Origin of the sequence: Aeromonas sp. 1HA1 (assembly GCF_029237385.1) — a bacterium.
Classification (GTDB): domain Bacteria; phylum Pseudomonadota; class Gammaproteobacteria; order Enterobacterales; family Aeromonadaceae; genus Aeromonas; species Aeromonas popoffii.
Window position 1 is genome coordinate 1 of record NZ_JAACGC010000013.1, and the last position, 22,947, is coordinate 22,947.

General features: G+C 58.9%; 16 protein-coding genes and 1 pseudogene. 7 read left to right on the forward strand and 10 right to left on the reverse strand.

Going from position 1 to position 22,947, the window contains the following annotated elements; genetic code table 11:
- Positions 1-105: 105 nt before the first annotated feature.
- Positions 106-1,871, forward strand: a pseudogene (locus GWQ22_RS06485) (leukocidin family pore-forming toxin); the annotation flags it as partial.
- A 1,019-nt stretch (positions 1,872-2,890) separates the two neighbouring features.
- Positions 2,891-4,738 carry a leukocidin family pore-forming toxin gene (locus GWQ22_RS06490; RefSeq protein ID WP_275929802.1) on the forward strand — a complete coding sequence of 616 codons (1,848 nt, stop codon included), beginning with the start codon at positions 2,891-2,893 and terminating at the stop codon, positions 4,736-4,738.
- Positions 4,739-4,821: 83 nt separating this feature from the next.
- On the opposite strand, the gene GWQ22_RS06495 is transcribed toward GWQ22_RS06490, so the two are convergent.
- A complete protein-coding gene (locus GWQ22_RS06495; RefSeq protein WP_108535784.1) occupies positions 4,822-5,730 on the reverse strand; it encodes a hydrogen peroxide-inducible genes activator in 909 nt (302 codons plus the stop codon).
- Positions 5,731-5,876: 146 nt separating this feature from the next.
- Between GWQ22_RS06495 and GWQ22_RS06500 the strand changes: the two genes are divergently transcribed.
- Positions 5,877-6,479, forward strand: a complete 603-nt coding sequence (locus GWQ22_RS06500; RefSeq protein WP_275929803.1) for a peroxiredoxin C — start codon at positions 5,877-5,879, stop codon at positions 6,477-6,479.
- A 148-nt stretch (positions 6,480-6,627) separates the two neighbouring features.
- Here GWQ22_RS06500 and GWQ22_RS06505 read toward each other — a convergent pair whose 3' ends face one another.
- From GWQ22_RS06505 to GWQ22_RS06530, 6 genes are all read right to left on the reverse strand, one after another.
- Complete coding sequence (locus GWQ22_RS06505; RefSeq protein ID WP_042036878.1) at positions 6,628-7,593, reverse strand: alpha-L-glutamate ligase-like protein; 966 nt, start codon at positions 7,591-7,593, stop codon at positions 6,628-6,630.
- A 3-nt stretch (positions 7,594-7,596) separates the two neighbouring features.
- On the reverse strand, positions 7,597-9,135 hold the full coding sequence (locus GWQ22_RS06510) for an inactive transglutaminase family protein (protein WP_275929804.1): 1,539 nt from the start codon (positions 9,133-9,135) through the stop codon (positions 7,597-7,599).
- Positions 9,136-9,138: 3 nt separating this feature from the next.
- Positions 9,139-9,897: an ATP-dependent zinc protease gene (locus tag GWQ22_RS06515; protein WP_181364625.1), complete on the reverse strand. Its 759-nt coding sequence runs from the start codon at positions 9,895-9,897 to the stop codon at positions 9,139-9,141.
- Positions 9,898-9,979: 82 nt separating this feature from the next.
- Positions 9,980-10,957, reverse strand: a complete 978-nt coding sequence (cmoB, locus tag GWQ22_RS06520; protein WP_275929805.1) for a tRNA 5-methoxyuridine(34)/uridine 5-oxyacetic acid(34) synthase CmoB — start codon at positions 10,955-10,957, stop codon at positions 9,980-9,982.
- Positions 10,958-10,960: 3 nt separating this feature from the next.
- A complete protein-coding gene (gene cmoA, locus GWQ22_RS06525; RefSeq protein WP_212512453.1) occupies positions 10,961-11,704 on the reverse strand; it encodes a carboxy-S-adenosyl-L-methionine synthase CmoA in 744 nt (247 codons plus the stop codon).
- Positions 11,705-12,093: 389 nt separating this feature from the next.
- Entirely contained in the window at positions 12,094-12,942 is an 849-nt protein-coding gene (locus tag GWQ22_RS06530; protein ID WP_275929806.1) for a DUF72 domain-containing protein, read from the reverse strand.
- A 431-nt stretch (positions 12,943-13,373) separates the two neighbouring features.
- Here GWQ22_RS06530 and aspS point away from each other — a divergent pair, with 431 nt between their 5' ends.
- The 3 genes from aspS to GWQ22_RS06545 all read left to right on the forward strand — a co-directional run bounded on the left by aspS (position 13,374) and on the right by GWQ22_RS06545 (position 17,872).
- The gene (gene aspS, locus GWQ22_RS06535) at positions 13,374-15,140 is read left to right on the forward strand and encodes an aspartate--tRNA ligase (RefSeq protein WP_275929807.1); all 1,767 of its coding nucleotides are present in this window, start codon (positions 13,374-13,376) and stop codon (positions 15,138-15,140) included.
- A gap of 92 nt (positions 15,141-15,232) precedes the next feature.
- The gene (locus GWQ22_RS06540) at positions 15,233-15,973 is read left to right on the forward strand and encodes a YebC/PmpR family DNA-binding transcriptional regulator (RefSeq protein WP_275929808.1); all 741 of its coding nucleotides are present in this window, start codon (positions 15,233-15,235) and stop codon (positions 15,971-15,973) included.
- Between the two features lie 282 nt (positions 15,974-16,255).
- Positions 16,256-17,872: a phosphoethanolamine--lipid A transferase gene (locus GWQ22_RS06545; RefSeq protein WP_275929809.1), complete on the forward strand. Its 1,617-nt coding sequence runs from the start codon at positions 16,256-16,258 to the stop codon at positions 17,870-17,872.
- 71 nt (positions 17,873-17,943) lie between these two features.
- Here GWQ22_RS06545 and GWQ22_RS06550 read toward each other — a convergent pair whose 3' ends face one another.
- From GWQ22_RS06550 to nagB, 3 genes are read right to left on the reverse strand one after another with little or no spacing between them, the layout of a single operon-like run.
- Positions 17,944-19,158, reverse strand: coding sequence for an ROK family protein (locus GWQ22_RS06550; RefSeq protein WP_275929810.1), 1,215 nt, complete (start codon positions 19,156-19,158; stop codon positions 17,944-17,946).
- A 4-nt stretch (positions 19,159-19,162) separates the two neighbouring features.
- The gene (gene nagA / locus GWQ22_RS06555) at positions 19,163-20,308 is read right to left on the reverse strand and encodes an N-acetylglucosamine-6-phosphate deacetylase (protein WP_275929811.1); all 1,146 of its coding nucleotides are present in this window, start codon (positions 20,306-20,308) and stop codon (positions 19,163-19,165) included.
- A 9-nt stretch (positions 20,309-20,317) separates the two neighbouring features.
- Positions 20,318-21,118: a glucosamine-6-phosphate deaminase gene (gene nagB, locus GWQ22_RS06560; protein WP_275929812.1), complete on the reverse strand. Its 801-nt coding sequence runs from the start codon at positions 21,116-21,118 to the stop codon at positions 20,318-20,320.
- Between the two features lie 272 nt (positions 21,119-21,390).
- Here nagB and nagE point away from each other — a divergent pair, with 272 nt between their 5' ends.
- Positions 21,391-22,845, forward strand: coding sequence for an N-acetylglucosamine-specific PTS transporter subunit IIBC (nagE, locus tag GWQ22_RS06565; RefSeq protein ID WP_275929813.1), 1,455 nt, complete (start codon positions 21,391-21,393; stop codon positions 22,843-22,845).
- Positions 22,846-22,947: the final 102 nt, after the last annotated feature.

The window sequence follows — 22,947 nt, forward strand, 5'->3', positions numbered from 1 at the left end:
GCGAACAGGGATTGCAGGCTGGAGCTCACTCTGGGAAGGCTGGCAAACACTGCAAAGTAAACTGGACGGCTTTATTGCCGCCAAAGAGATGATGGCTTCGGGGATCAAGATCTGATCAAGAGACAGGATCAGGGCACCACCATGCTGGCCAGCCTGCAATCGGAGCAGGGACTTGTCTACTTCAACGCCAGCATCTGGTTGGATGAGCAGCAAGCCACCAGGGGGCTGACCCCTGAGCAGCTGCGCGAACGCGTGCTGGTGCAGGGGGATCGCGTCTTTATCGATTTCAGTGCCATCACGGATAAGGACGAGCGGCAACAGGCCAGAAAGGCCATGGCGCGGCTGACCGGTATCTCGTTCGATGCGGACTGGGTGCTGGTTTCCGCCTACAAGGGGGCGCTGCTGTTTACCCCGTTGGGGGCATCGATGACCCGGCCTTCTATCAGGTGATGGAGCGGGTCGAGAGTCTTGCCAGGCGGGACCAACGCTCCCTGATCCAGCCAGCCGCCGCCGATGCCGGCTTGCCACATGTGGCCTTCTACCTCAACGTCAATCGCAAGATCACCGCTGCCGAGTGTACCTTCCCACGTTCGCGCACCTGGGGTCGGGGGGATCGATTGTTCTGTGACTCGCCGAACATCTCGCTGGTTTATCGGGTGAATCTGGAGCGTTCCCTGCAATTTGGCAACACGGGCTCTGCTACGCCGGATGCCAAGATAGTGCGGATCTCGCTGGATGAGGAGTCGGCCGGTGCCGGCATCCAGCTCAACGAAGAGCTGACTTGGAGCGAGAACGTTGTCGATTACGCCGTGCTCGACGGCTGGCTGTGGGACTATGCCACCGATGCCATCGCCCAGGACTACCGTTTCACCATCGAAGCCTCCAACGGCAAGGCGGCCGTGCTCAAGAGCCTGCCCACCAACCTCAACAGCAAGTATGAGCATCGCGAGATCTCCGGCTTCGAGGTGGGGGTCAGCGGCGGGGGCGAGGTGAACAAGGATGGGCCCAAGGTCAAGCTGGATGCCTCGGCCAAGTTCAGCCAGCAGCGCCATCTCGCCTACAACACCCAGGACTATCGGGTCGAACGTTCGGCCCCCAGCGCCCAGAAGGTGAGTTTCAGCTGGGTGCGGGAGCAATATGCCACCGCGGAGTCTCTGCTCTCTTCCCAGACGGCCGGCGTCTGGGATATGAAGTACCCTGTGGATCACAGCCGCATCAAGCCGCCCAGCTACAAGGGCTTCGTGCCGAATCTGGACGTCATCTACATGGCGGGACCCAACGAGCAGGGTAGCACTACGTTCACGATTGATTCTTCGGTCAACATCCGTCCCATCTACACCGGCATCTACCAGCATTTCTACGTGGTGGGAGCGCATGCCTCCTTTCACGGCTTCGAAGATGAGGACAAGCGTAGACGGGTGGCCGCCTCCACCCGCTTCACGGTGGATTGGAACCACCCGGTGTTTACCGGCGGTCGCCCGGTCAACCTGCAGCTGGGGGGCGTTGACAACCGTTGCCTGAGCACCGATGCCCAACAAGGCGTGAGCGCCGTGACGTGTAGCGAGACCTCGACCGACCAGTCCTTCATCTATGACCAGTACGGCCGCTATGTCAGTGCGCGGGATACCGACTACTGCCTGGATGCTAACAACCTGGGCCAGTTGCAGCGCTGCAGCCTGAGTCTGGGGCAACGCTGGGAGTGGAAACCGGGGAGTGATCAGCTGAGCAACCTGCGCGCCCATCAGCTGCTGGGGCACAAGAAGCAGACGGGGGCGCTGGCGCTCTATGACGAGAATGACCAGCCTGGTGACGTTAGCCTGCGTACCCTGACCGCCTACACCCGGATCTTCGGGGCTCCAATAGGAAACTGATTGAGTGTTGGTGTTTTGACTAATAAAAATGCTGGCAACATACCGGCGTTTTCATGGAGGTCAGCCGAGAGTCAGGCCTTGGGTTCGATCAGCGGGGTGAGCAGCTCGGCCAGCTTGTAGAAGGTCTCTACCCGGGTGGTGCCGAGCCCGGCACCGACCAACAGCAGTAACTTGCTATGCATGGGGGCTCTTTTGACCAGGTGATCCGCTCATCATAAGCGGGGTTTGGGGCTCGAACATAGCCTTGCTGGCAATCAACAGCACTTAAGGATCCAGCAAGGACATAGACCGAGTGAGGTTATATTATCGATAGTATTCATATTTAATAATATCTGGCGATTATCTGGAATGAGCATTTCAATATTAACGTAATTATTCCATTTAAATATAAATGTTTTTATAATTAACATTGCCGATGCCACAGTGTGATCTGTGTCACGTTTGAGTATCAAGATGGTTTGTTATGATAAAATGGTATTACAGCTAGTAGCGAGACATGTCACGCCCGTCATCCATATGATGGCAGAAAACGAAATATATTTTCGTTTATTTCCGTCATCGGTTCACTGGGCAATATGCAGCCTGTGGCGGGCATTGGCTGACAATATCACCAGACAGAGGAGGGTCGCCCCATGATATTGATCTCATAGCCCTGAGTGTTTCCTCGCGGCAGAATGCCCAAGGCATCAGGCTCCCGCTTCATCGTTCAGGCCGATGAACAGGGGCGCGAGGATCAAAACAGGTGTCGCCCACATCAAAAAGGGGCAGCGCTATGACAGCGCGACAACCGTGTAATAGTATCGGCAAGCGCCGAATATTCCACCCTAGACTGTATCGTAGTCCTTGTTTTGTCATATGAAAGACCTACCATGAACATCTGCTCATTCACGGCGATAAAAATGGTTGGCATTGTTCGGCAAGCAAGCAGAATAACGCCGAAATATAACCATCAACAATAGGGTTGTGCTGTTTCGCCTCATGATGGAAATAGTCTGGCGTGCTTCGACATGGAGTTAACAATGAAAAATAAAAAACCACGCAAATTCATTACTCGGGTTCCCACTCTCAGTTTGCTCACCCTGGCTTTGCTGGCAGGCAGCGTGCAGGCCGAAGACATAGGCGAGCGTACCGATCAGGGCATCACCATGCTGGCCAGCCTGCAATCGGAGCAGGGACTTGTCTACTTCAACGCCAGCATCTGGCTGGATGAGCAGCAAGCCACCAAGGGGCTGACCCCTGAGCAGCTGCACGAACGCGTGCTGGAGCAGGGTGAGCGCGTCTTCATCGATTTCAGCGCCCTCACGGATAAGGACGAGCGTCAACAGGCCAAAAAAGCCATGGAGCGGCTGACCGGTATTTCGTTCGATGCCGACTGGGTGCTGGTCTCCGCTTACAAGGGGGCGCTGCTGTTTACCCCGTTGGGGGGCGTCGATGATCCGGCCTTCTATAAGGTGATGGAGCGGGTCGAGAGTCTTGCCAAGCGAGGCAAACGCTCCCTGATCCAGCCAGCCGCCGCTGACGCCAGCTTGCCTCACGTGGCCTTCTATCTCAACGTCAACCGCCCGATCAGCAACGCCGAGTGCACCTTCCCGCGCTCGATCAAGTGGGACAAGGGTAACAAGGTGTTCTGCGATTCGGCGAACATCTCGCTGGTCTACCGGGTCAATCTGATGCGCTCCCTGCAATTTGGCACCACGGGCGCCGCCACGCCGGACGCCAAGTTGGTGCGGATCTCGCTGGATGAGGAGTCGGCCGGTGCTGGCATTCAGCTCAACAACGCGCTCTCCTGGTCAGGTAACTCGGGGTTCCCGCTGTGGGGCTGGGTGATGGACTGGGCCACCGATGCCATCGCCCAGGACTACAGTTTCACCATCGCAGCCTCCAACACCAAGGCGTCTGTGCTCAAGAGCCTGCCCAACAACCTCAACACCAATTATGATAATCGTGAGATCTCCGGCTTCGAGGTGGGGGTGACCGGCGGGGGCGAGGTGAACAAGGATGGGCCCAAGGTCAAGCTGGATGCCTCGGCCAAGTTCAGCCAGCAGCGCCAGCTCGCCTATAACACCCAGGACTACCGGGTCGAGCGCTCGGCGCCAAACGCCCAGAAGGTGAGTTTCAGCTGGGTGCGGGAGCAGTACGCGAGCGCGGACTCCCTGCTCGTCACCAAGCAGAGCCTCCCCACTGACCTCAAGTACTACGTGGATCACCGCCGTATCAAGCCGCTCAGCTACAAGGGGTTCGTGCCTAATCTGGACGTCATCTACAAGGCGAAACCGGACGAGACGGGCACCACCGTGTTTAACATTGACTCCTCGGTCAACATCCGTCCCATCTACACCGGTGCCGTTCAGACCACGGTCATGTGGATCCCGGTTCGTATCGACTACCAGGGCTTTGAGGAAACCGACAAGCGCAGACGGGTGACTGCATCCGAACGTTTCACGGTGGACTGGAACCACCCGGTGTTTACCGGCGGTCGCCCGGTCAATCTGCAGCTGGGGGGCGTTGACAACCGTTGCCTGAGCGCCAATGCCCAGCAAGGCGTGAGCGCCGTGATGTGTAACGAGACCTCGACCGACCAATCCTTCATCTATGACCAGTACGGCCGCTATGTCAGTGCGCGGGATACCGGCTACTGCCTGGATGCCAACAACCTCCGTGTGTTGCAGTCCTGCAGCCTGAGCCAGGGACAACGCTGGACGTGGAAGTCGGGGAGCGATCTGCTGAGCAACGAGTACGCCAATAAGCTGCTGGGTCACAACAAGCAGACGGGGGCGCTGGCGCTCTATGACGAGAATGCCCTGCCTGGTGACGTCAGTCTGCGTACCCTGACCAACTACACCCGGGTATTTTCCTTCGAAAAGTAAATCGGCAAGTGATTGAATGTTCGTATCTTGAACAATAAAAGCGCCGGCAACTTGCCGGCGTTTTCATGGGGGTCAGCCGAGAGTCAGGCCTTGGGTTCGATCAGCGGGGTGAGCAGCTCGGCCAGCTTGTAGAAGGTCTGTACCCGGGTGGTGCTGGGACGCCACACCAGGCCTATCTCGCGGTACGGCGTCTCGCCCGGCAGGGGAATGGCCACCAAATCCGTGTTGTCGAGGATACCGGCATCGATGGCCATCTGCGGCAGGAAGGTAGTGCCGAGCCCGGCGCCGACCATTTGCACCAGGGTGTGCAGGCTGGTGGCGGCAAACGGGTTGATCTTGCTCTTGTCCTGCAACCGGCAGGCGCTCACCGCATGTTCGGTGAGGCAGTGCTCCCGTTCCAGCAGGAAGATGCTCTGGTTGGGCAGCTCCTTGTAATCGAACGGGGTGTGCAGAGCGGCCGCCATGCTGGCGGGCATCACCATGTGGAAGGGATCCTGGCCGACCATCTTGCAGTGGAAGCCGCCGATCTCGACCGGCAGCGCCAGGATCAGCAAGTCGAGTTGCCCCTGCTCCAGCTGCTTGAGCAGGTTGGTGGTGGTGTCTTCACGCAGCAACAATTCCAGCTCAGGATAGCTCTTGCCACATACCTGCAGCAGCTTGCTGAGCAGGAAGGGCGCTATGGTGGGGATGCAGCCGAGCCGCACCGTGCCATGCATGACCCCGCCCTGATGCTGGCCTAGCTCCATCAGATCCCGTGCATCTGAGAGCAAATTGCGAGCGCGCTCGACGATTTCCATGCCGACCGGGGTCATAATGAAGCTCTTGTGGTCCCGCTCCACCAGTTGCAGGTCCATCATATCTTCCAGCGTCTGGATCCCGGTACTGAGGGTGGACTGGCTGACGTGACAGGCCTTGGCGGCGCGGTTGAAGTTCTTGTGCTCGTCGAGAGCGACCAGATATTGCAGCTGTTTCAGGCTGGGCCAACGTTGCATAGGAAAACCCGATTAATGCTATCTATTTAATTTGATTTAACTAATCTACCACCGGGTCTATAGTTTGTCGCTTCAATTAGACGGACTTGGCTCTAGGTAGCCCAATCCTGACAGGATTGTTCACTTCACATAAAGAGGAATTGAATATGGTATTGGTAGGCCGTCCCGCACCTGATTTTACCGCTGCAGCTGTTCTGGGTAATGGTGAGATTGTTGACAATTTCACCCTGTCATCCCACATCAAAGGCAAGGCAGCCGTCCTGTTTTTCTATCCGCTCGATTTCACCTTCGTCTGCCCGTCCGAGCTGATTGCCTTCGATCACCGTTATGAAGAGTTCCAGAAGCGTGGCATGGAAGTGATCGGTGTTTCTATCGATTCCCAGTTCTCCCACAACGCATGGCGCAACACCAAAGTGGAAGAGGGTGGTATCGGTCAGGTCAAGTACCCGCTGATCGCCGACGTGAAACACGACATCTGCAAAGCCTATGACGTTGAGCATCCGGAAGCCGGCGTTGCTTTCCGTGGTTCCTTCCTGATCGACAAGAACGGTGTTGTGCGTCATCAGGTCGTCAACGATCTGCCGCTGGGCCGCAATATCGACGAGATGCTGCGCATGGTCGATGCCCTGCAATTCCACGAAGAGCACGGTGAAGTCTGCCCGGCTCAGTGGGAAAAAGGCAAAAAAGGCATGACCGCCTCTCCGGATGGCGTTGCCAAGTATCTGTCCGAGAACGCTGCGTCCCTGTAATAACGACTGCGTACTGGATACTGAAAAACCGATGCCAAGGCATCGGTTTTTTTATCTCTTTTTTTTGCGTCGGTGCTCGTTACCTGGCCGAATGTCAGCCATAAAAAAGCGCGCCCACAGGCGCGCTGTTGCGAGTCAGGCCGTCAGGCTATTCGTCGAAGATACCGAAGTGATCCTTGGCGAAGTTGACCCGCTGCTCCACGTTCATCTTGACCTGGCCCAGCTTCTCTATGGTCTTGAGATTGGGCACCAGGCCGCGACCGTTGGCGATCTGGATGGCGAGGCCCGGTCGGGCGTTGAGCTCCAGCAGCATGGGGCCACGGAACTTATCCAGCACCATGTCGGTGCCTATGTAGCCAAGGCCCGACATTTCGTAACAGGAGGCCGCCAGGGTTAGCAGTGTGTCCCAGTGGGGCACCTTGAGTTCATACAGATCGAGGCCAGTATCCGGGTGATGACGCAGCGGATTGCCAAACTGCACCGCCCGCAGTGCCCGGCCAGTGCGCAGGCACAGGCCCACGCCCACGGCGCCCTGGTGCAGGTTCGCCTTGCCATCGGAGGCAGCGGTGGAGAGGCGCATCATGGCCATCACGGGGAAGCCCTTGAAGATGATCACCCGCGCATCGGGCACCCCTTCGAATGAGTAGCCATCGAAGACATCGTCGAAGTTGATGAGGCCCTCCACCAGCGCCACGTCGGGCTTGCCGCCCAACGAATAGAGACCAGCCAGTATGTTGGAAACATGGCGCTCCAGATCCTGACCGTTGCTGGCGCTACCGTTGGGTTTGTAGAAGAGACCATCTTGCTGACGCAGGATCACCAGGATCCCTTTACCGCCCGAACCGCGAGCCGGCTTGATGCAGAAACCCGGCCAATCCTTGACCAGCGTGGTGATGCGGGTCACGTCGTGCTGGGCGCGGATGGTACCGATCAGTTCCGGCACCGTCACCCCCGCATCCAGTGCGATGCGCTTGGTCTGCAGCTTGTCATCCACCAGGGGATAGAGGCTGCGCGGGTTGTAGCGGCTGATGTAGGAGTGGTTACGCTTGTTCATGCCGAGGATGCCTGCCTGGGACAGGCTCCACGGGGTGGTGTATTTTTCCCAGAACCACATCTGTTACTTGTCCTTACCTGGGGTGGCGCCAGACTCGATCTCGTTCACCAGCGGTTTGAAACGCTTGAGCTCGCTCAGCTTGTAGCCGGTGTAGTTACCCAGCAGCAGCACGGTCGCCATCAGCACCAACTGCAGGCCGAGGAAGTTGAAGGTGAGGTGGCGGATCAGTTCGTTGTCCATCGCCAGGTAGGCGATGACGGCCACCAGCAGGGAGCCGCCACCCTGGCGGAACACCTCTTTCGAGCCCTCTTCTTCCCACAGGATGGACATACGTTCGATGGTCCAGGAGAGGATGATCATCGGGAAGAAGGTGATCTTCATGCCGTCGGTCAGCCCCAGCTTGAAGGCGAACGCGGAGAAGATGCCGATCATCGAAATCACCATGATGATGATGGCCGATATCCGCGCCACCAGCAGCAGGTTGAGCCGCGACAAGTACGAACGGATGATGAGGCCGGTCCCGACGATAAGCAGGAAACCCACCAGACCGGTAATCAGCTGGGTCTGGATAAAGGCGACCGCGATCAGCACAGGCATGAAGGTGCCGGAGGTCTTGATCCCGACGATAACCCGCAGGAATACCACCATCAGCACACCGATGGGGATCAGCAGCAAGCCCTTGAACAGGGTCTGCTCTTCCAGCGGCAGGCCGTGGATGGAGAAGTTGAGAATATCGGACTTCTCGAATTTCTGGGCCAGCGCCACGTTGACCGGTTGCTCCTGCTCGATCATCGAGAAGGTGACACGGGAGTTGTGGCCACCGGTCACGTCCAGCAGGGCGCCGGAGTTGTACTCCCACAGCAGCAGGTTGGCAGGGCGGCCCTGTTCACCGGTCTGCGGATTGAACAGCTTGTAGTCGGTCGGGTTGTTGAACACCTGCAGATAATCCACCAGCTCCTGACGACGGCGACCATCTTCCAGGCTCAGGGCCTGCACCACGCGGGCCGGTACATTGGCATTGTTGAGCAGCTCGGCGATCAGGTTGGCGCGGGTCTTGTGCTTTTTCAGCAGCTCGGCGTTCTGCTCTTGCTTCTCGATCTCCTTGATGATCTCGCGGGTCAGGGTATAGCCATCGGCAGAGCGCTCCTGGGCACGCTCCAGGATCTGCTTCATGGCGGTGGCGTAGGGCTCGCTCTCGATCTGCTTCTCTATGGCCGGCGGCTGCGGGTTGGCGGCCGGTTTGGCATGGGCATCTGCCATCATGTCGACGCGGTAGTAGAGCTCCTGACGGCCGGAGGCGGTACGGATCGACCACTCGGCGCGGGCATCACCGTCTTTCTCGACAAACGACAGGCCATAGCCCGGGCTCGCGGCGTTCTCGTTCATCAGGGTGAAACCGGGCTGAGTGCCCGGAATGGCCAGGGAGGCGATCACAGGTTCGCCGGTGGCTTCAAATTCCAGTTTGGCTTCGATGGACCAGATCTGGCGCTTTTCACCGGGCGTGAGCGGCACATCCAACGCTATGTGGTGATAAAACGTCATCCCCAAGCCGACAATGTACAGCAGGGCGACCAGCAAATAGAACGGCTTACGGGAAACCATGGATTATTTCACATCCTTGAGCTTGGGTTTGGGTTGGATATACTCGCGGGCCACATCAACGACGGCGATGTCTTTCAAAAACTCACGACCCAGCAGCACGGGGAAGGTCATGTCGCTGCGATCTTTGAGGGTAAATTCGGCTTTCTCGGTCATGTCGCCAATGCGCACGGCCAGACGGACCACCGGACGACGGTCGAGGTCGTCGGCGGAAGCCTGACGCACCCGCACGTGACGCACCAGCGGTGCTTCGATCTGGATCTTGTCATCCATCTCCTGGTGGCTCAGGAAGAAGCGCACCCAGTTTTTGCCGTTGCGCTCGAAGATGGTGATGTCCTGGGCGCTGATGGAGGAGGTGGTGGCACCGGTATCGACCCGCGCCTGGAAGGCGTCATTGGCGGCGTCTACCCAGATCCACTCGGCTTCACCGACCAGCAGTTTGCCATCGACCGTGTGGCCCTGGCTTGGCGCCTGGCACTTCTCGGTCGGGATCGCCATAGGCTTGGGTGGCTCGGGCGGCAAGGATTCGAGCTTGCTATCGACTTTTTTCACGGACTCTTTCATGTTGTTGACATCAGTGTTGAGCTGAACCAGCAGGTGCTGTTGCTGCACGTACTGCTTCTGTTGCTGTTCCATGGATGTTTGCAGACGTTGCTCGCTCAGAGTGATCTCGGTGCGAAGCTCGGCCAGCGTCAAGGTAGGTACCGGGGGCGCTTTCTCCATACTGACACACCCGCCGAGACTGAGCAGGGAGAGCAGGGTCATTCCTTTAAATTTGCTTTTCATGTCATTCATTTAACTGTGCTTCCTGGAATTGGGTCAGTGTAACTTCCACAGGCGCTATCGGCTAGTCTTTGGCCTTTCTGGCAATCAGTACGGCACGTTTCGGCGCCGGGTGTCCTTCCACCGTGAGCGCTGGGTCTTGAGGGTCCAGGTAATCGCTCAGTGATTCATTTATCATCCAGTCGGTACGACGCTGTTCGTCGGTGCTGGTCATATTCTCGTCCACGATACGCACATCGGTAAATCCGCAGCGCTCGACCCAGAGCTTGAGCGCGGTGCTTGAGGGGATGAACCAGACGTTACGCATCTTGCCGTAGCGATCAGTGGGCACCAATACATCGTTGACGCCGCCATCGATCACCAGGGTTTCCAGTACCAGCTCGCCATCGTCTTTCAGCTGATTGCGCAACTGCTCTATGTGCTCGATGGGGGATTTGCGGTGATAGAGCACCCCCATGGAGAAGACGGTGTCAAAGGCGCGCAGCGCTGGCAGCTCCTGAATGCCCAGCGGCAGCAGGTGGGCGCGCTGGTCGCCGCCGAGAAAGTGGCGGATGGCCTCGAACTGGCAGAGAAACAGGGGGCTCGGATCTATGCCGACCGCGAGTTTGGCCCCTTCCCCCACCATGCGCCAGAGGTGATAACCGCTGCCGCAGCCCACATCGAGTACATAGCGACCGGCCAGCGGGCTGATATGGGGCAATACCCGATCCCACTTCCAGTCGGAGCGCCATTCGGTGTCGATGTGGATGCCGTGTACAGTAAACGGGCCCTTGCGCCAGGGCATGAAGTGGCGCAGCAGGCTCTCGACCTTCTTGCGCTCCCCCTCGCCGAGGCTTTCGGCCCCGCCTATCTCGACCCGGCTTTTCAGCTCTATGTGTCCGGGGGGTACCACCGGCAGCTTGTTGAGGGCGCGGTTCCAGCGCTGCAGGTCCCCGTGCTGGTTGTCATGCTGCCAGGCGTGCAGCTGGGCGGGCAGGGTATGCAGCCAGTGGCTCAGTCGGTTTTTGGCGATCAGTTGATAAAAATGGGCAAAGTCGATCATGGCTTATTTGGTGTCGCTGGATTTGATGGCAATCATGGAACCGAAGTTGAAGCACTGGAACCAGAGATCCTGATGAACGAAACCGGCGTCTCGCAGGCGGGCTCTGTGTATCGCCAGGCTGTCGGTGCGCATCACGTTTTCGAGGGCGTTGCGCTTCTGGCTTATCTCCAGCTCGCTGTAGCCATTGGCCCGCTTGAAATCCAGGTGCAGATCGATGAGCAGCTCGTTGACCGGCTCATCGTCGAAGCGGAACTTCTCGCTCAGGATCAGGATGCCGCCCGGGCGCAGCCCATCAAAGATGCGCTGGATCAAGGTCATCCGCTTTTCGGGGTCCACGAACTGCAGGGTGAAGTTGAGCACCACCACGGAGGCGTTCTCGATAGCGACGTCGCAGATGTCCGCTTCCACCAGCTCCACCGGCACCTCGGATTTGAATCCAGAGAGGTGGGCGCGGGCGCGTTCGATCATGGGATGGGAGAGATCGACCGCCGTGATGTGACAACCCGGTTGGGTCACGTGGCGGCGCATGGCCTGGGTAGCGGCGCCCAGCGAACAGCCGAGATCGTATAAATGGCTTCCCGGCTGGGCGTAGCGGGCAGCCATCATGCCGATGGCGGAGATGATGTTGCTGTAGCCCGGTACCGACCGCTGGATCATGTCGGGGAAGACATCGACGACCTGTTCGTCAAAGCAAAAGTCCCCCAATCGGGCGATAGGGGCGGCAAAAATCTGGTCTTTGGTATGCATGCTGGCGCAACCTGACAGTCGGTATATGAACCGACTGTTTGTTCAATTGAGTCGTTGGGTGACACCCTTCAGGGTTGTTTTATCACCGGTTTACGAACGGGGTGGCTGGCCGTGAGATCCTTCGGGCCTGTCCTGTTCGCAATGGGCCATTATCCGGGCCCTTGATCCGGAGCCGCGCTGCTTGCTGCAATGAATTGCAGTAGTCAACGGCAGGCCCCTTATATGGAGCCGCGCTGTTTGTTGCAATGAATTGCAATGGTCAACGGCAGGCCCCTTGCTTGGGGCGCTAGTGTAGAGGATTGATGGGCGTTTGTCTTGACGCCGAGCCCCGTCCAGCCACAAAAAAGCGGCTTTTTTTACGCCCGCCCGATGGCCGGTGACATGGCTGACTAAAAGCGCAGCACGCCCTGGCGCGCGCGATCGTTTTCCCCCGGCCAGGGGGCCATCTCCTGACCCAGTAGGCGGGTTATCTGACGGGCCAGCTCGGGTGACTGGGCATTGTCAGCGGTATGTATAAAGAGGTAGAGATCCTTTCCCTCCGCCAGCCACTGACGCCAGTGGGGTAGCCAGCTTGGCAGGAAGGGGCGATTGGCGGCCGGATCCGGCAGACCGATGAGCCGTACCACGGGGGCACTGGCGGTAGCCAACAGATGCACTGGCAGTCTGGGCTTCTTGCCCTGGGCATCTATCATGGCTGCCGTGGTGGCCGGCACAGAGAACAGCGGCCGGCTGTCGAGCATGATGCGGTTGATGCCGTTTTCCATCAGCATCCGATTCAGGCTTCGCTCCGCCTCGCCTTTGGCGAAGAAATCGGGGTGGCGCACCTCGAGGGCATAGCGAAACTGTGTCGGCAGCCGGTTGAAGAATTCAGCGAGACGGGGAAGGCCGCTCGGGCCGAAGCGGGCAGGCAGTTGCAGCTTGAGCAACCCCAGCTTGTCGTGCAGCGGGGTGAGCAGCCGGATAAAGTCGGTCACCTGTTTGTCGGCGTCCACCAGATCGCTCTGGTGGCTGATCTCTTTCGGAAACTTGAAGCTGAAGCGAAAGTGAGCGGGCACCGCATCGGCCCAGCGTCGCACTGTTTCCGGGGTCGGCGAAGCGTAGAAGGTGGTGTTGCCTTCTACCGTGTTGAACACCCGGGCGTAGTGGGCGAGGTGCTCGGCGGGTTTGGCGCCCACGCCCAATAATTGACCGGGCCAGGCCGGGTGTGACCATTGTGGCAGGCCCAAAAAGAGGCTCATGGCGGATCCTGTCTGCGGGTTTATCTCGTTTTGCGCCCATTTTTTGTCTTGAGATGTAAAAAACAGGGCAAAGGGGGCTGCTGGCCATTTTACCCAAATGGGGGTTTTCCTCTATAATGCCAGCCCTTTTGTTTGCCAATGGTTGTGACTCACGCCGCTGTGCGCATATTGTGGCGACGGTAGCGGCCATGAATTGGCCAAACAACGACGCTTTCCGATGCCCTCTGACCGACTGCCCGGCCGCTTGCCAGCCGCCTCTGGTCGAGCCGATATCGGTGGCAGGTGTCCGATCCCGGGGGTCGGACGGTATGAGACAGATTTCAAACCGGGCAAGAACAAGACTCTGGCCAGCTGTGAGACAGACGGTGCTTGCCAGTCGTGCCCGGCGACCCAGGTTCACCGTCTCTCTACAATTTCGAAGGAAGAAGTCCATGCGCTCTATCTATTGCGGACAGGTCAATGAGGCCCATGCTGGGCAGACCATTACATTGTGCGGTTGGGTCCATCGTCGTCGCGACCTGGGCGGCCTCATCTTTATCGACATGCGTGACCGGGAAGGGATCGTGCAGGTGTTCTTCGATCCGGACAAGCCGGACGCCTTCGCCCTGGCCTCCGAACTGCGCGGCGAGTTCTGCATTCAGGTCTCCGGTGTGGTACGTACCCGTCCCGACTCCCAGCGCAACAGCGACATGGCCACCGGCGCCATCGAAGTGTTCGCCCACGAGCTCACCATCATCAACCGCGCCGAGCCGTTGCCGCTGGATTTCAACCAGGTCAACAGCGAAGAGCAGCGCCTCAAGTTCCGTTATCTGGACTTGCGTCGCCCCGAGATGGCCAAGTACCTGAAGACCCGTGCCAAGGCCAGCGCCTTCGTGCGCCGCTTCATGGACGAGCACGGCTTCCTCGACATCGAAACCCCCATGCTGACCAAGGCCACCCCGGAAGGTGCCCGTGACTATCTGGTGCCGAGCCGGGTGCACAAGGGCAAGTTCTACGCCCTGCCGCAGTCCCCGCAGCTGTTCAAGCAGTTGCTGATGATGTCCGGCTTCGACCGCTACTACCAGATCGTCAAGTGCTTCCGTGACGAAGACCTGCGTGCCGACCGCCAGCCGGAATTCACCCAGATCGACGTGGAGACCTCCTTCATGACGGCGCCCCAAGTGCGCGAGCTGATGGAAGAGATGATCCGCAACCTGTGGCAACACGTGCTGGCCGTGGATCTGGGCGACTTCCCGGTGATGACCTTCGACGAGGCCATGCGCCGTTTTGGCTCCGACAAGCCGGACCTGCGTCTGCCGATGGAGCTGGTCGATGTGGCAGACCTGCTGACTAATGTCGAGTTTGCCGTGTTTGCTGGCCCCGCCAACGACCCGAAAGGCCGCGTGGCAGCCCTGAAAGTGCCGGGCGGCGCCGAGCTGTCCCGCAAGCAGATCGACGAGTACACCAAGTTCGTCGGCATCTACGGTGCCAAGGGCCTGGCCTGGATGAAGGTCAATCATGCTGGAAGCGGCCTCGAAGGCGTTCAGTCTCCGGTTGCCAAGTTCCTCTCCGATGAGATAGTGCGTGAGATCCTGGCCCGTACCGGCGCGGCCGACGGCGACATCATCTTCTTCGGCGCCGACAGCAAGAAAGTGGTGGCCGATGCCATCGGTGCCCTGCGTCTGAAAGTGGGCCGCGATCTGGGTCTGATGGAAAACAGCTGGAAGCCGCTGTGGGTCATCGACTTCCCCATGTTCGAGGAAGACAGCGAAGGCGGTCTGGCAGCCATGCACCACCCCTTCACCGCCCCGAGCAACCTGGGCCCGAGCGAGCTGAAAGCCAACCCGCTCAGCGCCTATGCCAACGCCTACGATATGGTCATCAATGGCTACGAAGTGGGTGGCGGCTCTGTGCGTATCCACAACAGCGAGATGCAGGCCACTGTATTCGACATCCTGGGTATCACCCCGGCCGAGCAGCGCCTCAAGTTCGGCTTCCTGCTGGATGCGCTGAAGTACGGTACCCCGCCGCACGCCGGTCTGGCCTTCGGCCTGGATCGCCTGAGCATGCTGCTGACCGGTACCGACAACATCCGGGACGTGATTGCCTTCCCGAAAACCACGGCGGCCGCCTGTCTGATGACTGAGGCCCCCAGCTTTGCCAACCAGGCGCAGATGAGCGAACTGGCGATTGCGACGACCGTCAAGGGTGATGAATAAGCCGGCATCCGGCATAGTCCCGGCCGCGCCCAGCGCGGCCTACCCGGTCACTTTGTGTTATTGAAATCTAAAAAATATAACGGAGAGTCTCTATGGCAGGTCACAGTAAATGGGCCAACATCAAACACCGCAAGGCAGCTCAGGATGCCAAGCGCGGCAAGATCTTCACCAAGCTGATCCGTGAAATCACCACCTCTGCCCGTATCGGCGATCCGGATCCCGCCAACAACCCGCGTCTGCGTGCTGCGGTGACGGCAGCCCTGACCAGCAACATGACCCGCGAAACCATCAACCGCGCCATCGCGCGTGGGGTCGGTGGTGGCGACGGCGAGCAGCTCGAGACCATCGTCTACGAAGGCTATGGCCCGGCAGGCTCCGCCGTGATGGTGGAGTGTCTGACCGACAACCGCAACCGTACCGTGGCGGAAGTGCGTCATGCCTTCAGCAAGAGCGGCGGTAACCTGGGGACCGATGGCTCGGTCGCCTACCTGTTCAGCAAGAAAGGGCTGCTGACCTTCGTCGGTGTCGATGAAGATGCCCTGATGGATGCGGCACTGGAAGCGGGCGCCGACGACGTGGTGACCGAAGAGGATGGTTCCATCGAGGTGTACACCACCCCGAACGATTTCGGTACCGTGCTGGATGCGCTGGAAGCCGCCGGCTTCAAGGCACAGAACGCCGAAGTGACCATGATCCCTTCTACCGAAGCCGAGCTGGATGCGGAAACCGCGCCCAAGCTGATGCGTCTGATCGACATGCTGGAAGATTTGGACGACGTGCAGGAGGTGTACCACAACGGCTCCATCTCCGACGAAGTCGCCGCGACCCTGTAATCCGGTCCGTGAACACTCAGGTGGCGACGCTCTGTTCGCCCCCGCTAAAACGGCAGCCTCGGCTGCCGTTTTTTTATGCCGGTTTTGCACCCGCAGGCCGCACTGGCCGTGGTATTTCCCTGCCTTAATTTTCCCTTAAGTTTGGCAACTTAAGCTGCCTGCAGTGTCCGGGCGCCCCAGCCCCTTGCCGCGCTTGCCTTCAGGACGCGCGGCAAGCGAGCACTCACAACCGGTGCCCCCATGCAGGGGCCCCAGTCCTGCCTGGTTTGTCGGAGTATCGTTATGCGCATCACCCTGGGAGTGATGAAGGTGAATCTGTTGCTGGTGCTGCTGTTTGCACTGGTGTTCAACTGGCCCATCTTCCTGCACTTTTACCGCACTCTCACCCAGCTGGAGCACGTCAAGGCGGGCTTTGTCCTCTCTATCCCCCTGGTGCTGCTGGCCGCGCTCAATGCGGTGTTTCTGCCCTTTACCTTCCGCTATCTGCTCAAGCCCTTCTTCGTGCTGCTGATCCTGATGGGCTCTGTGGTCAGCTACGCCATGCTCAAGTACGGCGTTATCTTCGACGTGAGCATGGTGCAGAACATAGCCCAGACCAACAGCGGGGAGGCGGCGGCCTATCTCAATGGATCGGTCGCGCTCTGGTTCCTGCTGACCGGTGTGCTGCCAGCGCTGGCCTTGTTGTGGGTGAACATAACCTATCCCAGCCCCTGGTATAAGGGAGTGGGGTTGCGCCTTGGCTCCATCGCCCTGTCGCTGCTGTTTCTGGTGGGAGTGGCCGCCCTCTATTACCAGGATTACGCCTCGGTCGGGCGCAACAACAAGTCCCTCGGCAAGGAGATAGTGCCCGCCAACTATGTGCACGGTCTCTATCGCTATGCCACGGATATCCTGTTTGCCACCCCCATCCCCTATCAGCCACTGGGGATGGATGCCAAAGTGGTGGGGCAGGGCGGCAAGCCGACCCTGATGTTCCTGGTGGTGGGGGAGACGGCCCGCAGCCAGAACTACTCCCTCAACGGCTACGGGAAGCAGACCAACAGCTTCACCGAGCAGGAGGCGGGCATGGTCTCGTTTCGCAACGTGCGCTCCTGCGGCACCGCCACGGCTGTCTCGGTGCCCTGCATGTTCTCCAATCTCACGCGCCGGGAATATGACGACACCCTGGCCCAGTCACGGGATGGCATGCTGGATGTGCTGCAACACGCAGGTATCTCTGTGCTGTGGAAAGAGAACGACGGCGGCTGCAAGGGGGTGTGCAAGAACGTGCCCACCATAGAGATAAAAGCCAAGGCGTTCCCGCAGTATTGCCAGCAAGGCTTCTGCTACGACGAGGTGATGCTGGAAGGGCTGGATCAGCAGATAGCGCAGATGAAGGGCAACAAGCTGGTGGCCTTCCACCTGATGGGCAGCCACGGCCCGACCTATTATCGGCGCTACCCCGCCTCCGAGCGCTTCTTCGTGCCGGATTGCCCGCGCAGCGACATCGAGAACTGCAGCAATGAGGAGCTGGTCAACAGTTATGACAACACCATACGTTACACCGACAAGGTGGTGTCACAGCTAATAGACAAGCTCAAGACGCTGCAGAATGACTACAACGTGGGGCTGGTCTATCTCTCCGATCACGGCGAATCCCTCGGTGCCATGGGGCTCTACCTGCATGGCACTCCCTACAAATTCGCGCCGGATGATCAGACCCGAGTGCCGCTGCTGACCTGGTTCTCGCCCCAGTTGCAGGCCGATCGCCAGCTGGATATGGGCTGCCTGGCGGTGGAGGCGGGCAGCCAGCGTTTCTCCCACGACAACCTGTTTCACTCCATGTTGGGGATCATGGATGTACAAACCAGCGTCTACGATGGTGCGCTGGACCTGTTCAAGCCGTGTAGAGCGGGGTGAGCCGGCGAAAAGCACACCAGACAAAAACGGCAGCCATTGGCTGCCGTTTTTTATCTCGCAAGGCCTTCGCCTTACTTCTGCTCCATGATGATCTGCAACAAATCACCCTCCAGCAGGGCCCGCTTCACCAGCGCGAAGCCGCCTATGGTAGGTTGGTTCTGGAAGCGCGCCTTCACGATGGGCAGGCCACGGTGGAAGCTCGGCAGGGATTGGTGCTCGACACAGCGGCGGATGGCCGGGAACAGGATCTCTTCGGCGGCGGTGATTTCGCCGGCGATCAGTACCTTCTGCGGGTTGAACAGGTTGACCGTGATGGCGACCGCTCGTCCCAGATGCTCGCCCACGTTCTCGATCACGCTGCGGGCCAGTTCATCACCGGCCATGGCGGCCTTGCACACCTCCTGGATGGTGATGTGCTTCTCCTGCAGCGAGCTGCGGTGGCCGCGGCTGATGAGCTCCTTCACCTTGTCGACGATGGCCTCGTTGGAGGCGATGGTCTCCAGGCAGCCAAAGTTGCCGCAGTGGCAGCGCTTGCCGAGCGGCTCGACCTGGATGTGGCCAATCTCGCCGACGTTTCGGTTCTGACCGAGGAACACCTTGCCCTTGGTGATGATGCCGGAGCCTGCCCCTTGGTGCACGCTCACCAGGATGGAGTCCATGCAGTCGCGCGATTCACCGAAGAAGTGCTCGGCCAGCGCCAGGGAGCGGGTGTCGTTGCCCACGTAGCAGGGCAGGTTGAAGTGGTTTTCCAGCAGCTTGGCCAGCGCCAGATTGCGGATCTGGTACTTGGGGGTATAGATGACCATGCCCGATTCCGGATTGACCAGACCCGGCATGGTCAGCGCTATGCTGATGAGGTTGCGGCTGCGCTCCTGCTGGGCGTCGATGAAGGCACCAATTTCGCGCAGCAGCATGTCGACCACGGGTTGCTGGTCAATCTCGGTCACCTGGGTGATGTGCTGATCGAGCTCCTTGCCGTCGAGATCGTACAGGCTCAGCTGCAGATAGCCGCGACCGAGCTTGGCGGACACAAACTGAAAGCGATGCTTGATGGTGGTCAAGGAGATGGCGCGCCGTCCGCCGGTAGAGGCTTGCGGTGAGGTCTCCTTGATCAGGCCATGCTCGATCAGTTGCCGGGTTATTTTGGTCACGCTGGCCGGGGCCAGCTGACTCAACTCGGCAATTTTGACCCGCGAGATAGGGCCTTGCAGGTCGATGAGCCGATATACGGCCGCACTGTTGACCTGCTTGATAAGATCTACGTTTGCTATTTGTCCGCCAGTCATAGTGTCACTGTGTTGTGTAGTGTCCGTTAACCACGGTCCCGCAGACCGTGAAGGTCTGATCAAAGACAGTCAGGTTGGCTATTTTTCCGACCTGGATACTACCGAGACATGAGTCCCATCCAATGGCGCGAGCGGGATAAAGGGTGGCCATTCTCAGTGCTTCATCGAGCGGTAATCCGACCTGTTTGACCAGATTCTCCACCCCCTCAATCATGGTGAGGGCAGAACCGCCGAGTGTACCATTCTCGTCGACGCACTGACCATCGCGGAAATAGACGGTTGCGCCACAAAAATCAAACTTCTCAAAGCCTTCCGGCGCCCCGGCAGCGGCGGTGGCGTCGGTGACCAGCACCAGCCGCTCCCCCAGCATAGTGTGGGCCAGGCGCACGTTGGCCCAGTGCACGTGATGCCCATCGACGATGACGCCGGCATAGACATCCTTGCGATCGTAGATGGCGCCCACCATGCCCGGCTCGCGGCCATTCACGGTCGGGCTCATGGCGTTGTAGAGGTGGGTGGCAAAGCGGATGCCGTTGTCAAACCCGGCCATGGCCTGATCGTAACTGGCGGCAGTATGGCCGGCAGAGACCAGGATGCCCGCTTCCACCAGCTGGCGGATGTGTTCCGGTTTGTTGCGCTCCGGCGCCAGGGTGATTTTGGCGATGGTATCTGCATTGGCGCAGAAGAAGTCGATCATCTCGTCGGTGGGCTGACGGATCTGGGCGGCCGGGTGTATGCCTTTGCGCTTGAGGTTGGTGTAAGGCCCTTCCAGATGCACGCCCAGCACCTCAAAGGGGCGGGCGGCCATGTAGTCGCGGGTCACGGCGACGGCCTGCTTCATGTCCGCATCCGGGCTGGTGATCAGGGTCGGCAGGAAGCTGGTGGTACCGGACCTGAGGTTGGCGGCCTGCATGGTCGCCAGGGTCTCGATGGTGATGTGGCCGTTGAACATGACGCCGCCGCAGCCGTTGAGCTGCACGTCGATGAAACCGGCGCTCAGGTTGGCGCCGTGCAGATCATGTTGTGCTATACCGGCGGGCAAATCGGCCCGACGCTGAATGGCGACAATCTTGTCGCCCTCGATCACCACCCCGTAACCGGTCAGCACACAGCTGCCGGTGTAGAGGGTGCAGTTGGTCAATGCGAACATGGTGGCTCCTTACAGACGGCCGATGTTGGCGGCTTCCAGCTGCTGGAAGTAACGCACCGTCTTGACCTTGAGCTCCATGGTGGAGGGCTCGTCGCACACCATCATCCCCTTCGGATGCAGTTGCAGGGTGGAGATGGTCCACATGTGGTTGACGCTGCCTTCCACCGCGGCTTGCAGAGCCTGGGCTTTGGCGTGGCCGGTGACCAGGATCATGATCTCTTCGGCGTCCATCAGGGTGCCGACACCCACGGTCAGTGCCAGCTTGGGCACTTGCTCCATGTCGCCACCGAAGAAGCGGGAATTAGCGATGCGGGTGTCTTCGGTCAGGGTTTTGACCCGAGTACGGGAGGAGAGGGAAGAGGCCGGTTCGTTGAACGCGATGTGACCGTCATTGCCGATGCCCCCCATGAACAGGTGGATCTTGCCGTAGGACTTGATCTTGTCCTCATAGCGCTTGCACTCGGCCACCAGATCCTCGGCATTGCCGTTGAGGATGTTGATGTTTTCCGGGCGAATGTCGATGTGACAGAAAAAGTTGTTGTGCATGAAGCTGTGGTAGCTCTCGGGGTGATCTTCCGGCAGGCCAACATATTCGTCCATGTTGAAGCTGACCACGTGCTCGAAGCTCACTTCACCGGCTTTATGCAGTTCGATCAGACGCTGGTAAGTGTTGAGCGGGGTGCCACCGGTGGGCAGGCCCAGTACGAAGGGGCGAGCGGCAGTGGGTTTGAACGCATTGATACGGTCAACGATGTAACGGGCAGACCACAGGCCCACTTGGCTGGCAGATTTCAACGGGATCAGGCGCATTGTAGATACCTCTGTACGGGTTGCTGCCGGGGTGTCGGCGGCAAATAGGCTGAGACGAATTTAAGTTTTTTTACAGCGTAAATAAAGATTGCAAAATAAGCCACATGTATCCGCCAACTTTCCTCGTTTGGGTGATAATGATCACGATTATTGGTTTATTAATTTGCGCAGCGAAATAAAAGACATAGACTGCCGATCAAGCCTTGATGGCTTATGCGTCAAACGTGATAAGCACTTAATTTCTAGAAAAACCTTAACTAAGGAGAGGAACCGTGAACATTCTCGGTTATATGCAAAAGATCGGCCGGGCCTTGATGGTGCCGGTAGCGGTATTGCCTGCCGCTGCGATTCTGATGGGGGTTGGCTACTGGATTGACCCGAACGGTTGGGGTGGCGACAGTGCGCTGGCTGCCTTCCTGATCAAGGCCGGTGCCGCCATCATCGACAAGATGGCCATCCTGTTTGCTGTCGGTGTTGCCTACGGCATGTCCAAGGATAAAGACGGCTCTGCCGCACTGGCCGGTCTGGTTGGTTTCCTGGTCGTGACCACATTGTTGAGCCCCGGGGCTGTCTCGCAAATTCAGCAGATCCCGCTGGATCAAGTGCCTGCCGCCTTCGGCAAGATCGAGAACCAGTTCATCGGCATCTTGACCGGTGTGATCGCCGCCGAGCTCTACAACCGCTTTAGCACCGTCGAACTGCACAAGGCGCTGGCTTTCTTCTCTGGCCGTCGTCTGGTGCCGATCGTGACCTCAGTGGTGATGATCGTCGTCGCCTTCATCCTGATGGCCATTTGGCCGGTCATTTACGGTGGTCTGGTGAGCTTTGGTGAATCCATCGTCAACCTGGGCGCTACCGGCGCCGGTATCTACGGTTTCTTCAACCGTCTGCTGATCCCGGTGGGCCTGCACCATGCCCTGAACTCCGTATTCTGGTTCGACGTGGCTGGCATCAACGACATCCCGAACTTCCTGGGTGGTCAGTCCTCCATTGACGCGGGTAAAGCGGTTGTGGGTGTCACTGGTATGTACCAGGCCGGCTTCTTCCCCATCATGATGTTCGGTCTGCCGGGCGCCGCGCTGGCCATTTATCACTCTGCCAAGAAAGAGAACAAGGACAAGGTTGCATCCATCATGATCGCAGCCGCCTTCGCCGCTTTCTTCACCGGTGTAACCGAGCCGCTCGAGTTCTCCTTCATGTTTGTGGCGCCGGTGCTGTATGTCATCCATGCACTGCTGACCGGTCTGTCCGTGTTCATCGCCGCCAGCATGCACTGGATCTCCGGTTTTGGTTTCAGTGCAGGCTTCGTCGATATGGTTATTCAATCACGCAACCCGCTGGCCACTCAGTGGTACATGTTGCTGGTCCAGGGCTTGGTATTCTTCGGTCTTTACTACGCCATCTTCCGGGCCGTCATCTTCAAGTTAAACCTGAAAACCCCGGGTCGTGAAGATGATGAAGCCGTACCGGCTGCGGTTCAATCTACCAACCGTACCGAGTTGGCCAAGCAATACCTGGAAGTGCTGGGTGGTCAAGAGAACCTGGTCACCATCGATGCCTGCATCACCCGTCTGCGTCTGACCCTGAAAGACCGTAGCATCGTCGATGAGCGCAAGCTGAAAGCCCTGGGTGCGGCCGGTGTGGTCAAACTCGGTGAGCAGAACCTGCAGGTGATTCTGGGCCCCTTGGCCGAGATCATGGCCGGTGAGCTGAAGGCCCTGCGTTAATCGGGCGCCAAGCTCGCCTCAAGTCTAAGTCCATTGTTGACATAACTAGGGCCCCGCCATGGGGCCCAATATAAAAAAAGCCAAGAAAATCGAACCTTTACT

Coding starts and splice junctions, on each gene's coding strand:
- GWQ22_RS06510 (WP_275929804.1), bottom strand. CDS start 9,135: ATGGTTTCCCGTAAGCCGTTCTATTTGCTGGTCGCCCTGCTGTACATT.
- GWQ22_RS06530 (WP_275929806.1), bottom strand. CDS start 12,942: ATGAGCCTCTTTTTGGGCCTGCCACAATGGTCACACCCGGCCTGGCCC.
- GWQ22_RS06490 (WP_275929802.1), top strand. CDS start 2,891: ATGAAAAATAAAAAACCACGCAAATTCATTACTCGGGTTCCCACTCTC.
- GWQ22_RS06515 (WP_181364625.1), bottom strand. CDS start 9,897: ATGACCCTGCTCTCCCTGCTCAGTCTCGGCGGGTGTGTCAGTATGGAG.
- GWQ22_RS06550 (WP_275929810.1), bottom strand. CDS start 19,158: ATGACTGGCGGACAAATAGCAAACGTAGATCTTATCAAGCAGGTCAAC.
- cmoB (WP_275929805.1), bottom strand. CDS start 10,957: ATGATCGACTTTGCCCATTTTTATCAACTGATCGCCAAAAACCGACTG.
- nagA (WP_275929811.1), bottom strand. CDS start 20,308: ATGTTCGCATTGACCAACTGCACCCTCTACACCGGCAGCTGTGTGCTG.
- GWQ22_RS06505 (WP_042036878.1), bottom strand. CDS start 7,593: ATGTGGTTCTGGGAAAAATACACCACCCCGTGGAGCCTGTCCCAGGCA.
- GWQ22_RS06545 (WP_275929809.1), top strand. CDS start 16,256: ATGCGCATCACCCTGGGAGTGATGAAGGTGAATCTGTTGCTGGTGCTG.
- GWQ22_RS06495 (WP_108535784.1), bottom strand. CDS start 5,730: ATGCAACGTTGGCCCAGCCTGAAACAGCTGCAATATCTGGTCGCTCTC.
- GWQ22_RS06540 (WP_275929808.1), top strand. CDS start 15,233: ATGGCAGGTCACAGTAAATGGGCCAACATCAAACACCGCAAGGCAGCT.
- nagB (WP_275929812.1), bottom strand. CDS start 21,118: ATGCGCCTGATCCCGTTGAAATCTGCCAGCCAAGTGGGCCTGTGGTCT.
- aspS (WP_275929807.1), top strand. CDS start 13,374: ATGCGCTCTATCTATTGCGGACAGGTCAATGAGGCCCATGCTGGGCAG.
- GWQ22_RS06500 (WP_275929803.1), top strand. CDS start 5,877: ATGGTATTGGTAGGCCGTCCCGCACCTGATTTTACCGCTGCAGCTGTT.
- cmoA (WP_212512453.1), bottom strand. CDS start 11,704: ATGCATACCAAAGACCAGATTTTTGCCGCCCCTATCGCCCGATTGGGG.